A 15,907-nucleotide genomic window follows, 5' to 3' on the forward strand; every position below is an offset into this window, starting at 1 on the left:
CCCCGGGCCCCCGCTTCGGCCTAAACGGCCTCGTCCTCAAACGCCGGACGGGCTGAAATGTCCACCCCGGCCTCGGCGGTTCCCGGCGTGGACACCACGTACGCCAGACCGCCCACCACCCCCGACAGCACAAAGCTCACATCCACCCCGCCCGTCCACGCCACCAGCGGCCCCTCGTACGACGGCAGTGCCACCGCCAGCACGCCCACCGTCGCGCCCAGCGCCCAGGAGGCCGTGGCCGGGAGGTGCCAGCCGCCCCGGTACCAGTAGATCCCGCCCCGCGCGCGGCGGTTGAAGACCTGGAGGGCGTCCGCGTCGTAGATTCCGCCGCAGCGGGCGAAGCCGATGAGCGTGATGACCGCCCACGGCGTGCCGATCGCGGTGAGCAGCAGCACGAACGACGTCATCGCGTCCTGCGCGGTCGAGGCGTAATGGCCGACGAAGACGCAGACCGTGGCGACGACGGCGACCGTGTAGGTGGCCGTGGCGCGGGAGGCGCGCGGCAGGATGGCGTCCAGGTCCAGGCCCATGGAGTAGAGCATCAGACCGGCGTTGCCCACCGAGCCCGCGCTCGCCGCGAGCAGCAGCGGCACCAGGTACCAGCCGGGCGCCGCGTCCACCAGGGGACCGGCGTAGTCGAGGGCGGCGCGGGCCGCGTACGCCGTGAAGGTGCCGAAGAGCTGCGGCACGAGCAGGCCGAGGGCGAGACCCAGCCAGGTCGCGCGCAGAACCGTGCGGGAGGAGTGGCGGGCCGGGGAGATGTAGCGGGTGTAGTCGCCGAGCAGGGTGATGAAGGCGACCGGTCCGGACAGGCCCGCGGCCACGGCGGCCAGCAGCCAGGTCGGCCAGAACCCGTCGAGCAGGTAGCCGCCCGCGTCGGGGAGCGCGGACGTGGTGAAGTCCGGCGCGTAGGCGAGGACGCCGAGCACCAGCAGGGCCGTCATCCCGACCGCGAGGACGCGGGACATGGCGAGCAGCACGCGGTAGCCGTAGACCGCGCCCGCGACGGTCGCCGCGGCGAGCAGGCCGTAGACGGCGCCGTAGGAGAGGTCGTTGACGGGGAGGCCGAACAGGCGGTTCAGGACGCCGAGCATCACGTCGCCGCCGATCCACACGGTCAGGGCGGTGTAGCCGAGGGCGAGCAGCAGGCCGACCACCGACCCGACCAGCCGGCCGCGCACACCGAACTGGGCGCCCGACGACGTGGACAGGTTGGTCGCGGTGCGCAGGGAGATCAGGGCGAGCGGGGCGGTCAGGGCCGTGCCGACCGCGGTGCCGACCAGGATCGAGCTGACCGAGGCCCACCAGTCGAGGCCGAAGGACGGCGGCAGCCAGCCGAAGACGATCACACCGAGACAGAGGTTGGAGCCCAGCAGGATCGAGACGAGGTCACGGGGCCCGCTGGTGCGTTCCTCCTCGGGGATGGTGTCGACGCCGCGCTGTTCCCTGAGCATGACCGCTCTCCTTCGCCTCGCCTTGCGCAGTGCTTAGAACGCCACTCAATGTGAGTCACCGGAGAGTCATCGTCAAGGGTTTGTTTGGCGGTCAGACTGATTTAGAGTGACGTTCTAAGAGTGATCGGACGGCGGGGATCGAGGAGGGAACGACATGCGGCTCACGCCCACCGAGCGCGACCGGCTGCTGCTCTTCGGGGCCGCCGAGCTGGCCCGCGCCCGGCGCGCCCGCGGACTCAGGCTGAACGTGCCGGAGGCCACCGCGCTGATCGCGGACACCGTGTGCGAGGCCGCCCGCGACGGGCTCAGGCTCGCGGAGGCCATCGAGCGCGCCCGCGCGGTCCTCGGCCCCGACGACGTACTGCCGGGCGTCGCCGACGTGGTCACCGAGGTGCACGTCGAGGCCGTCTTCGACGACGGGTCCCGGCTCGCCGTGATCTCCGACCCGATCGGTGGCGGGGGACTGGGAGAGCAGGCGCCCGGCGCACTGCTGCCGGGACCCGAGCACGCCGAGCCCGAGGCGGAGGTGCGCCTGACGGTCACCAACACCGCGACCGTGCCCGTCTCCGTCACCTCCCACTTCCACTTCTTCGAGGCCAACCCGCGCCTCGACTTCGACCGCGAGCGCGCCTACGGCATGCGCCTGGCGGTGCCCGCAGGTTCCTCGGTGCGGTTCGGGCCGGGGGAGAGCCTTCAGGTCGGCCTGGTGCCGATCGGGGGTGCGCGGATCGCCATCGGGTTCGCCGGGCTGGTCGACGGGCCGCTGGATGCGCCGGGAGCCAGGGCCGAGGCCCTGCGCAGGGCCGCCGCCTGCGGATACCTGGGAATCCGGACCGAGGAGGTCGACCGATGAGCCGCCCCGGAGGGCACCCCGCAGAGGCCCGCCGCCTCACCCCGTACGAGTACGCCGCCACCCACGGCCCCCGCGCCGGGGACCGCGTCCGGCTCGGCGACTCGGGGCTCACCGTCCGCGTCGAGTCCGACTCCCAGCACTACGGCGACGAGTTCCTCGCCGGGTTCGGCAAGACCGCCCGCGACGGACTGCACCTGAAGGCCGCCGCCGTACGCGAGACCTGCGACGTCGTCATCAGCAACGTCGTCGTCATCGACGCCGTGCTGGGCATCCGCAAGGTCTCCATCGGCATCCGCGAGGGGCGGATCTGCGCCGTCGGGCGGGCCGGGAACCCGGACACGCTCGACGGGGTCGACGTCGTGGTCGGCACCGGCACCTCCATCGTGTCCGGAGAGGGGCTCATCGCCACCGCCGGTGCCGTGGACACCCATGTGCACCTGCTGTCGCCGCGCATCATGGAGGCGTCGCTCGCGTCCGGGGTGACCACGATCATCGGGCAGGAGTTCGGGCCCGTGTGGGGCGTCGGCGTCAACTCGCCCTGGGCGCTGGGCCACGCCTTCGGCGCCTTCGACGCCTGGCCGGTCAACATCGGCTTCCTGGGCCGGGGCTCGTCCTCCCACGACGCGCCCCTGGTCGAGGCGCTGGCCGAGGGCGGCGCCTGCGGATTCAAGGTGCACGAGGACATGGGCGCCCACACCCGCGCCCTGGACACCGCGCTGCGGGTCGCCGAGGAGTACGACGTCCAAGTCGCCCTGCACAGCGACGGACTGAACGAGTGCCTCTCCGTCGAGGACACCCTGCGCGTCCTGGAGGGCCGCACCATCCACGCCTTCCACATCGAGGGCTGCGGCGGCGGACACGTCCCCAATGTGCTGAAGATGGCGGGCGTCCCCAACGTCATCGGTTCCTCCACCAACCCCACCCTCCCCTTCGGGCGGGACGCGGTCGCCGAGCACTACGGCATGATCGTCTCCGTCCACGACCTGAAGACCGACCTGCCCGGCGACGCCGCCATGGCCCGCGACCGCATCCGCGCCGGGACCATGGGCGCCGAGGACGTGCTGCACGACCTGGGCGCCATCGGCATCACCTCCTCCGACGCGCAGGGCATGGGACGCGCGGGCGAGACCGTTCGCCGCACCTTCGCCATGGCCGGGAAGATGAAGGCCGAGTTCGGCGCCCCGGACGAGCACGACAACGAGCGCGTCCTGCGCTACCTGGCGAAGCTGACCATCAACCCGGCCATCGCCCACGGGCTCTCCCACGAGGTGGGCTCGCTGGAGGTCGGCAAGCTCGCCGACATCGTGCTGTGGCGCCCGGAGTACTTCGGCGCCAAACCGCAGCTTGTCCTCAAGGCCGGCTTCCCGGCCTACGGCGTGACCGGCGACCCGAACGCGGCCACCGACACCTGCGAACCCCTCGTCCTGGGCCCGCAGTTCGGCGCGTACGGCGCCACCCCCGCCGACCTCTCCGTCGCCTTCGTCGCGCAGGCCGCCCTGGACCGGGGCCACGACACCATGCCCACCCGGCGCCGCCGCGTCGCCGTACGCGGCACCCGCGGCATCGGACCGGCCGACCTGCGCCTGAACTCCCGTACCGGAGCCGTCGACGTGGACCGGCACACCGGCCTGGTGACCCTGGACGGAGAGCCCCTGCGCTCCGCACCGGCCGACTCCGTCTCCCTCAACCGCCTGTACTTCCTCTAGACAACTTCCTCTAGACAACTTCCTCCGGACACACGGGACTTTCGCCGATGACCTACCGCATGCCCCCCGAGTGGGCCCCGCACGAGCGCACCTGGATGGCCTGGCCGGGCCCCAACCCCACCTTCACCACCGACGAGGAGCTGGCCGAGGCCCGTACTGCCTGGGCCGCTGTCGCCCGCGCCGTGCGCCGCTTCGAGCCGGTGACCATGGTGCACGGGCCGGGCCAGGGCGACTCCGCGCGCGAACTGCTCGGCAGGGACATCGAGTTGGTGGAGCGCGAGCTGGACGACGCCTGGATGCGCGACATCGGCCCCACCTTTGTCACCGACGGCCGTGAACTGGCCGCCGTGGACTGGGTGTTCAACGGCTGGGGCGGCCAGGAGTGGGCCAACTGGGAGCACGACGCGAAGATCGCCCGCCATGTCGCGGACCTGGCCGGGGTGCCCGTGCACTCCTCCACGCTGGTCAACGAGGGCGGCGCGATCCACGTCGACGGCGAGGGCACGGTCCTGCTCACCGACACCGTTCAGCTCGGCACCGGCCGCAACCCCGGCTGGAGCAGGCAGCAGGTCGAGGCGGAGATCCACGCCAGGCTCGGCACCACCAAGGCGATCTGGCTCCCGTACGGCCTGGCCGGCGACTACGGCCGCTACGGCACCCAGGGCCACGTCGACATCGTCGCCGCCTTCGCCCGCCCCGGCACCGTCCTGGTCCACAGCCAGCGCGACCCGGCCCACCCGGACTACGTCCGCTGCCGCCGGTACGTGGAGCTGCTGAGCGCCGCCACCGACGCCGAGGGCCGTGAGCTGGAGGTCATCGAGGTGCCCGCGCCCACCGTCCTGAAGGACGAGGACGGCGACTGGGTGGACTACTCCTACATCAACCACTACCTCTGCAACGGAGGCGTCGTGCTGTGCGCCTTCGACGACCCGCACGACGAGGTCGCGGCCGGCATCTTCCGGGAGCTGTTCCCCGACCGGACCGTCACCCTGGTCGACGCCCGTACCATCTTCGCTGGCGGTGGAGGCATCCACTGCATCACACAGCAGCAGCCGAGCATCTAGGAGCCGTCGGATGGCCGGTGTGCGCCGGAACGCGCCGCCGCGGGAGGACGTACTCGCCGCCGCCATGGCGATGATCGCCGAGCGCGGTCTGGAGAAGCTCACCATGGCGGCGCTCGGCCGCGAGGTCGGGATGAGCAGCGGCCATCTGCTGTACTACTTCGGCTCCAAGGACGAGCTGCTGCTGGAGACCCTGGAGTGGAGCGAAGGCCGGCTCGGCGCCGAACGCGGCCGCCTCCTCACCCGCACCGCCTCCGCCCGGGAACGGCTGGAAGCGTACGTCGACCTGTACGTCCCCGACGGTCACCGCGACCCGCACTGGACGCTCTGGCTGGAGGTCTGGAACCGCTCGCAGAACGCCGACGCCTCCGCCCGCGACCGGCAGGCCGCCATCGAGGGCGCCTGGCACCGCGACCTGGTCGCCCTGCTGGCCGAGGGCATCTCGCGCGGTGAGTTCCGCCCGGTCGACGCGGACCGGTACGCGGCCCGGCTCCGGGCCCTCCTCGACGGCTTCTCCATCCATGTGGCGATCGGCCTGCGCGGCGCGGACCGGGCGCACATTCTCGGCCACGTACGGGAGTTCATCGAGCAGACCCTCCTCGCGGACGACTGAGACCGCGCCCGGGTTGTACTCAATTCGGGGGATTGACGCCCCGATGCGGGGTGCGTTTGCCTTCGATGGAAGCCCCTCGGCGCGGGGCCGGGGGAGAAGCAGTCACACGGGGGAAACGTGTTGAGAACCATGCGTGGGGTGGCCGTCGCCGTGCTCGCGGGCGCGCTGGTGGCGGGGTCGACAACGTTGGCGGGGGCGGCACCGCGGCCGGGGCCCGAGCGGATCACACTGCGGTCGACGGGGGAGCAGATCGAGCGGGGGTCCGGCGGGCCGCGGCTCAGCGCCGACGGCCGCTACACCGCGTTCGTCACGAGCGACGCCGATGTGGTGCCCGGTGACACCAACGGGAACAGCGATGTGTTCGTGCGCGACCGGCGCACCGGGGCCGTGGAGCGGGTCAACGTCGCGTCGGACGGGACGCAGGCGGAGGGCGGCCGGGGCTCGCACGGGGTGCGGATCAGCGCCGACGGCCGCTATGTCGCCTTCATGTCGGACGCGACGAACCTCGTCCACTGGCCCGAACCGCCCAGCGGCGGTGTGGAGGACGTCTATGTCCACGACCGGCGCACCGGCCGCACGGAACGGGTCAGTGCGGGGGTCGGCGGCGGCACCGCCCTGACGTTCGACACCTTCGACATGTCCGCGGACGGCCGCTTCGTCGCCTTCGGCGCGCGGCGGATGGAGAGCGGGCAGAACAACCAGACCCTGGCGTACGTCGTCGACCGCCGCACCGGGGCGGTCGAGCGCGTCAGCGACCGCATCCCGGGTGACTGGTACGTCCCGTACGTCGCCCTGAGCGCCGACGGCAGCCGTCTGGCCTATGTGCAGCGGCATCCGCGCGGCGGGCGGCACGAGCTGTGGCACGCCGACCTGCGCACCGGTGAGCAGAAACTGGTGAACCAGGTCGGGGGCGAGCCCACCGACGGCAGCCCGGGCTACCCGACCCTCTCCGCGGACGGCCGGTACGTCGCCTACTCGTCCTTCGCCGAGGAGGTGGTCCCCGAGGCGCCGGACCACACCTGGGAGACCTACCTCTACGACAGCCGTACCGGCGGCACGCGGTGGATCACCCACGAGGGCCGGGGCGGGGTCGGCGCGGGTCTGCTCAGCCCCGACGGCCGGCTGATCGCGTACAGCGTCGAGACCGAGGCGGGCGACGAGGCGGTCGCGGAGAACGTCCATGTCCAGGATCTGCGGACGGGACGGACGAAGCTCGTCACCCGCACCCTGGCGGGCGGACCCCAGACCGAGGGGTCGGCGGTGCCCAGCGCGTTCGCCCGGGGCAGCGGGCTGCTCGCGGTCTACTCGTACGCGCCCGACCTCGTCCCCGGCGACACCAACGGCGTCGGCGACGGCTTCCTCTTCCGGCTCCGGTGACCGGGCGCCGGTGACCGGGCTCCGGTGACCAGGACGAGGTTCGCATACTGAGACAGCGGTGAGCACGCGGGGCGGACTGTGCCAGACTGCCCCCGTGCTCTCGTTCGCCATGATTATTGGCAGCAGGCGCGCCGGTCCGCAGTGACCGCCTTGTACGACCAGGTACGGGCGGCCATCGTCGTCCTCGACCCGCGCGCAGACCTCTCGCACCCGCGAGAGGTTTTTCGCATTTCTGGCCCACCTTCAGCCGGGAGAGCAGCGCGAGGGATCATTGGAGGACGGTGGAGCCGGTCATTCCGGTACAGACCGAGATCCATACATCAGGAGCCTTCACACCATGACGGAAACCAGCGAGCTGGACGACTCGTTCCACGTCTTCGACACCACCCTGCGCGACGGCGCCCAGCGCGAGGGCGTCAACCTCACGGTCGCGGACAAGCTGGCCATCGCACGGCACCTGGACGACTTCGGCGTGGGGTTCATCGAGGGTGGCTGGCCCGGCGCCAACCCGCGGGACACCGAGTTCTTCGCCCGCGCCCAGCAGGAGATCGACTTCAGGCACGCCCAGCTGGTCGCCTTCGGCGCCACCCGGCGCGCGGGCGCCAAGGCGGCGGACGACCCGCAGGTGAAGGCCCTGGTGGACTCCGGCGCCCCGGTGGTCACGCTGGTCGCCAAGTCGCACGACCGGCATGTGGAACTCGCGCTGCGCACGACCCTGGACGAGAACCTGGAGATGGTCCGGGACACGGTGTCCTTCCTCCGGGAGCAGGGCCGCCGGGTCTTCGTCGACTGCGAGCACTTCTTCGACGGCTACCGCGCCAACCCCGAGTACGCCAAGGCGGTCGTCCGGACCGCGTCGGAGGCGGGCGCCGACGTGGTGATCCTCTGCGACACCAACGGCGGCATGCTCCCGGCGCAGGTCCAGGCGGTCGTCTCGACGGTCCTGGCCGACACCGGCGCCCGGCTCGGCATCCACGCCCAGGACGACACCGGCTGCGCGGTCGCCAACACCCTCGCGGCGGTGGACGCGGGCGCGACCCACGTCCAGTGCACGGCCAACGGCTACGGCGAGCGGGTCGGCAACGCCAACCTGTTCCCGGTGGTGGCCGCCCTGGAGCTGAAGTACGGCAAGAAGGTGCTGCCCGAGGGCCACCTGCGCGAGATGACCCGCATCTCCCACGCCATCGCCGAGGTCGTCAACCTCACCCCCTCCACCCACCAGCCCTACGTCGGTGTCTCGGCCTTCGCGCACAAGGCGGGCCTGCACGCCTCCGCGATCAAGGTCGACCCGGACCTGTACCAGCACATCGACCCCGAGCAGGTCGGCAACACCATGCGCATGCTGGTCTCCGACATGGCGGGCCGCGCCTCGGTCGAGCTCAAGGGCAAGGAGCTCGGCATCGACCTCGGCGGCGACCGGGAAGTGGTCGGCCGCGTGGTCGAGCGGGTCAAGGAGCGCGAGCTGGCGGGCTACACCTACGAGGCGGCGGACGCGAGCTTCGAACTCCTGCTGCGCGCCGAGGTCGAGGGCGCGCCGCTGAAGTACTTCGACGTCGAGTCCTGGCGCGCCATCGTCGAGGACCGCCCCGACGGCAGCCACGCCAACGAGGCCACGGTCAAGCTCTTCGCCAAGGGCGAGCGCATCGTCGCCACCGCCGAGGGCAACGGCCCCGTCAACGCCCTCGACCGCGCGCTCCGGGTCGCCCTGGAGAAGATCTACCCCCAGCTCGCCAAGCTGGACCTCGTCGACTACAAGGTCCGCATCCTGGAGGGCGTCCACGGCACCCAGTCCACCACCCGGGTCCTGATCTCCACCTCCGACGGCACCGGCGAGTGGTCCACGGTGGGCGTGGCCGAGAACGTCATCGCCGCATCCTGGCAGGCCCTGGAGGACGCCTACACCTACGGCCTCCTGCGCGCGGGGGTGTCACCGGCGGAGTAGTCCGGCAGAGCCCGACAACCGACGGCGCCCGAGCGGTCACGGATCCGTACACGGGCGCCGTTTGCCTGCCTTCCCGAAATGTCTGACGTGGCGTCTTGACGGGGCTACGTGCCGTTAGTTAACTCACGGCGTGATCTAAGTCCTGAGTGAACCTTGAGAGTCGAGGGAAGGTCCATGCGAAGAACCGCCCTGCTCGTCTCCAGCGCTCTGCTCGCCGCCCTGACGCCGCTCACCGCGGCCGGCGCGGCCGAAGATCCCGCACCCGCCCCCGTCCCCATAGACCGCTTCGAGGGCGAAGTCCCCTTCGCCAAGCCGCCCGCCCACGGCATCTTCACCTGGGGCGGCGACAGCGACGATCCGCCCACGCTCCGGCTCGGCGCGCGCGAGGACGCTCCCGAGGGGGAGAAGGTCCTCTCCGGTACCTACGACATCAGCGGCTACGGCGGCTTCAGCCACGGCTACGCCTTCGACGAGCAGCCCCACAACTGGTCGGCGAGCAAAGGCATCCGCTTCTGGTGGGACGGCAGGAACAGCGGCGACAGGTTCCTCTTCGAGCTCAAGGACGGCGGCGCCAACGGCGAGGCGTCCGAGCTGTGGCAGGCCGCCTTCACCGACGACTTCACCGGCTGGAAGCAGATCGAGCTGCCCTTCACGGAGTTCGTGTACCGCACCGACTACCAGCCCGTCGGCGGCATCGACCAGGTCCTCGGCCTGACCGAGATGTGGGGCTACGCCGTCACCCTCCCCGTCGGCAAGCCCGGTGAATTCGCCATGGACGGCGTGGAGTTGTACGGCCGCGCCGATCCGGCGCTGCGCGCCTCCGTCACCACCGACGCCGCCGTCCACCCGGTGAAGGAGGGCGGCACCGCCACCGTGCGCGTCACCCTCTCCACCACCGGCGCCGTCCCCGTCGAGCAGCCCGTCACCGTCGCCTACGAGACCTCCGGCGGAACCGCCTCGGGCGGTGACTACGCGCCCGTGAAGGGCGAGTTCACCTTCCCCGCAGGCACCGCCTCCGGCACCACCCGCGCCATCCAGGTCCGCACCCTCAAGGACAAGAGCGCCGAACCCGCCGAGACGGTCCCGCTGAAGCTCACCGTCACCGGAGCCAAGGCGCCCGCCGAGGACCCGCAGATCGTCGTGAACGCCCACGGGCTGCCGTATCTGAACAGCAAGCTGCCCGTGCAGAAGCGCGTCGCCGACCTTCTCGGGCGGATGACACTGGAGGAGAAGGCCGGGCAGATGACCCAGGCCGAGCGCGGCGCGATGGGCAAGCCCGGTGACATCGCCGCCTACGACCTCGGCTCGCTGCTCTCCGGCGGCGGCTCGACCCCGACGCCCAACACCGCCGAGGCCTGGGCGAAGATGATCGACTCCTACCAGCTCAGGGCCCGGGCCACCCGCTTCCAGATCCCGCTGATCTACGGCGTGGACGCGGTGCACGGCCACAACAACCTGGTCGGCGCCACGGTCATGCCGCACAACATCGGCATCGGCGCCACCCGCGATCCCCGGCTCGCCCGGCGCACCGCCGAGGTCACCGCTGCCGAGGTCCGCGCCACCGGCGTCCCCTGGGACTTCGCACCCTGCCTCTGCGTCACCCGCGACGAACGCTGGGGCCGCTCCTACGAGGCCTTCGGCGAGGACCCGGCCCTGGTCGAGTCCATGGAGACGGTGATCCAGGGCCTCCAGGGCCGCCGCGACGGACGGGACCTGGACCGCGACGACAAGGTTCTGGCCACCGCCAAGCACTTCGTCGGTGACGGCGGCACCGAGTTCGGTTCCTCCACCACCGGCAGCTACACCATCGACCAGGGCATCACCAAGGTCACCCGCAAGCAGCTGGCGGCGGTGCACCTGTCCCCGTACCAGGAGGCCGTCGACCGCGGGGTCGGCAGCGTCATGCCCTCGTACTCCTCCCTCGACCTGATCGGGGACGGTCAGGGCCCGGTGAAGATGCACGCGCGCGGCGACATGATCAACGGCGTGCTCAAGGGCCGGATGGACTTCGACGGCTTCGTCATCAGCGACTGGAACGGCATCGACCAGATCCCCGGCGACTACGCCAGCGACGTGCGCACCTCGGTCAACGCCGGGGTCGACATGGTGATGGCGCCCTACTCCTACAAGGAGTTCCACTCCGCCCTGGTCGCCGAGGCGAACGCCGGGCGGATCAGCGAGCGGCGGATCGACGACGCCGTGTCCCGCATCCTCACGCAGAAGTTCAAGCTGGGGCTCTTCGAGCAGCCGTACGCCGACACGAGCGGCGCGCGGAAGATCGGTTCCGCGCAGCACCGGGCGGTGGCGCGCGAGGCGGTGGCCGAGTCGCAGGTGCTGCTGAAGAACTCCGGCGGCCTACTGCCGCTGAAGAAGTCGCAGAAGGTGTACGTCGCCGGGTCCAACGCCGACGACATCGGCAACCAGTCCGGCGGCTGGACCGTCACCTGGCAGGGCTCCTCCGGCGACATCACCCCCGGTACGACCGTCCTGGAGGCCATGAGGAAGAACACCTCGCGGCTGACGTACTCCAAGGACGCCTCCGCGCCGACCTCCGGTCACGACGTCGGCGTGGTCGTCGTCGGTGAGACGCCCTACGCCGAGGGCGTCGGCGATGTCGGCAACGGCCACGACCTGGAACTGTCGGCCGCCGATCAGGCAGCCGTGGACAAGGTGTGCGCCGCGATGAAGTGCGCGGTGCTGATCGTCTCCGGGCGCCCCCAGCTGATCGGGGACCGGCTCGCCGGCATCGACGCACTGGTCGCCTCCTGGCTGCCCGGCACCGAGGGCGACGGCGTCGCCGATGTCCTCTACGGCAAGCGGCCCTTCACCGGGCAGCTCCCGGTCACCTGGCCGAAGTCCGAGGCCCAGCTCCCGATCAACGTCGGGGACGCCTCGTACGACCCCCAGTTCCCCTACGGCTGGGGCCTGACCACGCTCACCAAGGTCCCGCACGGCGGCACGGCCACCCTCAGGGCCCTCGGTCCCGCCGCCGCGGCGGCCGAGCGGGCCGGGGCCGACGAGGCGGGCCGGGCCCTGGTGACCAAGGCACGGCTGATCGTCCAGCAGAAGCCGGTCACCGCGGCCCTGGCCAAGCCGTTCGCCGAGGCGGACCGGCTGCTGACCCAGGGCAGGTACGGAGCGGCCGTGGAGCGGCTGACGACCGCCTACCGGGAGGGCTGAACGGCCGTACGACTGCCGGGCCCGGCGGGATTGCCCCGCCGGGCCCGGCACGTTTGCCCGTTTCGTCGGGTAGCGTCGAAGTATGAGGACTCCGATGCTCCGGGGCCTTGTGCGCTGGGCCCTCGTCCCGGTCGTCGCCACGCTGGCGGCGCTGACCGCCGGTGCGCCCGGCGCGTCCGCGGCGGCGGACCTGTCGACGGTGGCGGAGGCGCTGCGCGAAAGCCCCGTCTACGTGGACCCCGCCGCCTCCGACCAGCTCTCGGCCTCGGACGCCGAGGCGCTCGCCGACAAGATCGAGGACGCCGACAAGCCGGTCTTCGTCGCCGTCCTCCCGGCCGACCAGCCCGAGGACGACCTGTTCCTCAAGCTCCGCACCGAGACCGGCATCACCGGCCTCTACGCGGTGCGCAGCGGTGACCGCTTCGGCGCCCGGGCCGACTCCTCGGTCATGAGCAGCCAGGGTGTGGAGAACCTGGTCGCCTCCGTCGAGGGCACCGACGACGTCAAGGCCCAGCTCAACGATTTCGTCGACGCGGCCCTGCGGAACGTCGGCGGCTCCGCACCCGCCTCCTGGGGCGGCACCGCCACCGACGACGGAGTCCCGGTCGCCGGGCTGGTCACCACCGGCGTGGTGCTCGCGGCGGGCGGCGCGGGCGCCTACGCCCTGGTGCGGCGCCGGCGCCTCCAGCACGAGGAGGAGCAGCGCGAGGCGCTGGAGAAGCTGCGCGTGGTGGTCGACGAGGACATCACCGCCTTCGGCGAGGAACTGGAGCGCCTGGACTTCCACCCCGGCGAGGCGGGCGCCGACGACGCGATGCGCACCGACTACGAACACGCCCTGGACTCCTACGAACAGGCCAAGCGCCTGATGGACGCGGCCACGAGACCCGAGGACGTCAAGGCCGTCACCCAGGCCCTGGACGACGGCCGCCACTTTCTCGCCGTGCTCGCCGCGCGCCGTGCGCACCGTCCGCTGCCCGAGCGCCGGCCGCCCTGCTTCTTCGACCCGCGGCACGGCCCGTCGGTTGAGGACGTCAGCTGGACCCCGGTGGGCGGCGCCACCCGTGAGGTGCCGGTGTGCGCGGCCGACAAGGCCCGCCTCGACGACGGACTGGACCCGATGATCCGCGAGGTCACCACCGACACCGGCGCCCGCCGACCGTACTGGGAGGCCGGACCCGCCTACGGTCCCTGGGCGGGCGGCTACTTCGGCGGCGGCATCCTGCCCGGCCTGCTCATCGGCACGATGCTCGGCAGCATGATGGCCTCCCCCGCCTACGCGGCGGACTACGGCGCGGGTTACGGCGACTTCGGCGGCGGCTACGAGGGCGGCGACGTCTCGGGCGCCGACTTCGCCTCCGACGACTTCACCGGAGGCTTCGGCGGCGGCTTCGACGGAGGGGGCTTCGGGGGCGGGGACTTCGGCGGAGGGTTCTGAGGAAGGACCCTCGCACCAGGAGCCGGGCGGGGATCGGGTACGGGCCCGGCGCGCGCGGCGCCGGGCCCGTCAGGTGCGAAGGGGTGCTCAGAGTCCGGCCGCCGCGGAGGCTATCTGCGCGGCGAAGGTGGACACCTCGGCGTAGACACCGGGGGCGTTGGCCCGGGCGCAGCCGATGCCCCAGCTGACGATGCCGACCTGGATCCACTGGTTGGAGGCGTCCCGGCGGAACATCGGACCACCGGAGTCGCCCTGGCAGGTGTCGACCCCGCCCGCGGTGTAACCGGCGCAGATCTCCTCACTGGGGATGAGGCCGCCGTAACCGCTGTACGAGCGGCACTGGGCGTCGCTGACGAAGGGCACGTTCGCCTTCAGCAGGTACCGCTGCTGGGAGCCGCCCTCGCGGTTGGCGCCCCAACCGGCCACGGTGAAGGTGCCGTTGTTGTACTGGGTGGTCGTGGCGATCTTCAGCGTGGGCAGGTTGACCGGCTGGGCGAGCTTGATCAGCGCCCAGTCCTTGCCGTCGCCGTTGTAGCCGGGGGCGCGGTAGACGTAGGTCGAGCGGACCGTGATCCGGCTGCTCGACTGGAGGTCCACGGTGCCGGCGGTGGCGGTGATGGAGGTATTGGGACCGGTACGGCCCACGCAGTGCGCGGCGGTCAGCACGATCTGCTGGGTGTAGAGCGCCCCGCCGCAGCCCATGGAGAGCCGGACCATGAACGGGAACTCACCCTGGGCGGCACGGGTGCCGCCGACGACGGGCGCGGGGGCTGCCTGCGCGGCGGACACGGGTTGAAGACTGAGGACGGCGAGCGCGGCCGTACCGGCCACGGCGCATCTCTTGAGCGCCTTGAGGAGAGACTTCAACGGGGTTGCCTTCCGTGGGGGGTTGATGGAGGCGTACCGGCGTGCCCCGATCATTGTCGCGAGCACGTCAATCCTGCTCGGATTATGGAAAGGCTGTGAGCGAGCGGCAAGGAGGCAATTCCGGCCAGGCCGCCCACCGGCGAAGAGGACGGAAACCGACCTGATTCGGCCGTACGGTCGTCTCATGACCTCCGACGAACCGCTCTTCTTCGCCTCGGTCGACGCCCTCGACGACTGGCTCGCCGCGCACCCGGCTCCGCATCCCGGGATCTGGGTGAAGGTCGCCAAGAAGGGCTCGGGCATCACGTCCGTCGGCCGGCTCGACGTCAACGACGTGGCGCTGTGCCACGGCTGGATCACCGGTCTGCGCAGGGCGCTGGACGAGTCGTACTTCCTGCAGCGGATCACCCCGCGCCGCCCCGGCAGCCTGTGGTCGATGGTCAATGTGCGGCGGGTGGCGGAACTGGCCGCCGAGGGGCGGATGCGCCCCGCCGGGCTCGCGGAGGTCGAGGCGGCCAAGGCCGACGGGCGGTGGGAGGCGGCGTACGAGTCGCAGCGCGACGCCGCCGTCCCGGCGGAACTGACGGCGGCGCTGGAGCGCAGTCCCGGGGCGCGGGCGGCCTTCGAGTCGCTCGGGAGGACCGGGCGGTACCAGCTCGTCCTCGGGCTGCTCCAGGCCCGTACCGCCAAGGCGCGCGCCGCCCGGCTCGACGCGGTTGTCGCCCGGCTGGAAGGGATGCGGACAGCCGAGCGCCCGCCCTCACCTACGGGGGAGTGAAGGGCGGGCGCGCTCAGGGGGCCGTGTTACGCGGCGTTGCGGATGGCCGAGATGTCGAAGTTCAGCTTGATCTTGTCCGAGACCAGGACGCCGCCCGTCTCCAGGGCCGCGTTCCAGGTCAGACCCCACTCGGAGCGCAGGATCTCCGCCTTGCCCTCGAAGCCGATGCGCTCGTTGCCGAACGGGTCCTTCGCGGCGCCGTTGAACTCCAGGTCGATGGTGACCGGCTTGGTGGTGCCGAGGATCGTCAGGTCACCGGTGATGCGGTAGTCGTCGCCGCCGAGGGCCTCCGCCTTGGTGGACCGGAAGGTCATCGTCGGGAACTCGTCCGTCCGGAAGAAGTCGGCGCTCTTCAGGTGGCCGTCACGGTCCGCGGACCCGGTGTCGATGCTGTCCATCTTCACGTCGATGGAGGCACTCGACTTCGCGGGGTCGGAGCCGTCCAGGCTGAGCGAGCCGGAGAAGTCCAGGAACTTGCCCTTGACGTTGGTCACCATGGCGTGGCGCGCCGTGAAACCGAGCGTGGAGTGGGCGGTGTCGATGGTGTACTCACCGGTCAGCGCGGCCAGGTCGGCGCTCACGGCGGCCGGGGTCTCGGTCTCAGCGGTGGTCTTGCGGCCGAAGATGCTCATCACGTT

At 71.6% G+C, this 15,907-nt stretch carries 12 protein-coding genes; 9 read left to right on the forward strand and 3 right to left on the reverse strand.

Translation table 11 applies throughout. The features are described 5' to 3' along the window. Nucleotides 1-20: 20 nt before the first annotated feature. Nucleotides 21-1,454, reverse strand: a complete 1,434-nt coding sequence (locus GA0115233_RS27525) for a cytosine permease (protein ID WP_107406463.1) — start codon at nucleotides 1,452-1,454, stop codon at nucleotides 21-23. Between the two features lie 154 nt (nucleotides 1,455-1,608). On the opposite strand from GA0115233_RS27525, the gene ureA reads away from it, so the two are divergent. The 8 genes from ureA to GA0115233_RS27565 all read left to right on the forward strand — a co-directional run bounded on the left by ureA (nucleotide 1,609) and on the right by GA0115233_RS27565 (nucleotide 13,624). Next, nucleotides 1,609-2,307 (forward strand): urease subunit gamma, encoded by a 699-nt coding sequence (gene ureA / locus GA0115233_RS27530; protein ID WP_093723008.1) that lies wholly within the window; start codon nucleotides 1,609-1,611, stop codon nucleotides 2,305-2,307. Continuing rightward, nucleotides 2,304-4,013 (forward strand): urease subunit alpha, encoded by a 1,710-nt coding sequence (locus tag GA0115233_RS27535; RefSeq protein WP_093723009.1) that lies wholly within the window; start codon nucleotides 2,304-2,306, stop codon nucleotides 4,011-4,013. Before ureA ends, GA0115233_RS27535 begins: the two co-directional genes overlap by 4 nt. Before the next feature lie 47 nt (nucleotides 4,014-4,060). Beyond that, complete coding sequence (locus GA0115233_RS27540) at nucleotides 4,061-5,077, forward strand: agmatine deiminase family protein (RefSeq protein WP_093723010.1); 1,017 nt, start codon at nucleotides 4,061-4,063, stop codon at nucleotides 5,075-5,077. Nucleotides 5,078-5,087: 10 nt separating this feature from the next. Further along, nucleotides 5,088-5,687, forward strand: coding sequence for a TetR/AcrR family transcriptional regulator (locus tag GA0115233_RS27545; RefSeq protein WP_093723011.1), 600 nt, complete (start codon nucleotides 5,088-5,090; stop codon nucleotides 5,685-5,687). Between the two features lie 120 nt (nucleotides 5,688-5,807). After that, nucleotides 5,808-7,064 carry a TolB family protein gene (locus tag GA0115233_RS27550; RefSeq protein ID WP_141689573.1) on the forward strand — a complete coding sequence of 419 codons (1,257 nt, stop codon included), beginning with the start codon at nucleotides 5,808-5,810 and terminating at the stop codon, nucleotides 7,062-7,064. A gap of 337 nt (nucleotides 7,065-7,401) precedes the next feature. Further along, on the forward strand, nucleotides 7,402-9,006 hold the full coding sequence (gene cimA, locus GA0115233_RS27555) for a citramalate synthase (protein WP_093723013.1): 1,605 nt from the start codon (nucleotides 7,402-7,404) through the stop codon (nucleotides 9,004-9,006). A gap of 174 nt (nucleotides 9,007-9,180) precedes the next feature. Next, entirely contained in the window at nucleotides 9,181-12,186 is a 3,006-nt protein-coding gene (locus tag GA0115233_RS27560; protein WP_093723014.1) for a glycoside hydrolase family 3 protein, read from the forward strand. A gap of 82 nt (nucleotides 12,187-12,268) precedes the next feature. Beyond that, entirely contained in the window at nucleotides 12,269-13,624 is a 1,356-nt protein-coding gene (locus GA0115233_RS27565; RefSeq protein ID WP_093723015.1) for a hypothetical protein, read from the forward strand. 87 nt (nucleotides 13,625-13,711) lie between these two features. Here the strand turns inward: GA0115233_RS27565 and GA0115233_RS27570 are convergent, their stop codons facing one another. Beyond that, nucleotides 13,712-14,491, reverse strand: coding sequence for a serine protease (locus tag GA0115233_RS27570; RefSeq protein ID WP_093723016.1), 780 nt, complete (start codon nucleotides 14,489-14,491; stop codon nucleotides 13,712-13,714). 184 nt (nucleotides 14,492-14,675) lie between these two features. Between GA0115233_RS27570 and GA0115233_RS27575 the strand changes: the two genes are divergently transcribed. Next, nucleotides 14,676-15,269 (forward strand): YdeI/OmpD-associated family protein, encoded by a 594-nt coding sequence (locus tag GA0115233_RS27575; protein WP_093723017.1) that lies wholly within the window; start codon nucleotides 14,676-14,678, stop codon nucleotides 15,267-15,269. 26 nt (nucleotides 15,270-15,295) lie between these two features. Here GA0115233_RS27575 and GA0115233_RS27580 read toward each other — a convergent pair whose 3' ends face one another. Next, nucleotides 15,296-15,901 (reverse strand): YceI family protein, encoded by a 606-nt coding sequence (locus tag GA0115233_RS27580; protein ID WP_093723018.1) that lies wholly within the window; start codon nucleotides 15,899-15,901, stop codon nucleotides 15,296-15,298. Nucleotides 15,902-15,907 lie beyond the last annotated feature (6 nt).

Origin of the sequence: Streptomyces sp. DI166 (assembly GCF_900091315.1) — a bacterium.
Classification (GTDB): Bacteria; Actinomycetota; Actinomycetes; order Streptomycetales; family Streptomycetaceae; genus Streptomyces; species Streptomyces fuscus.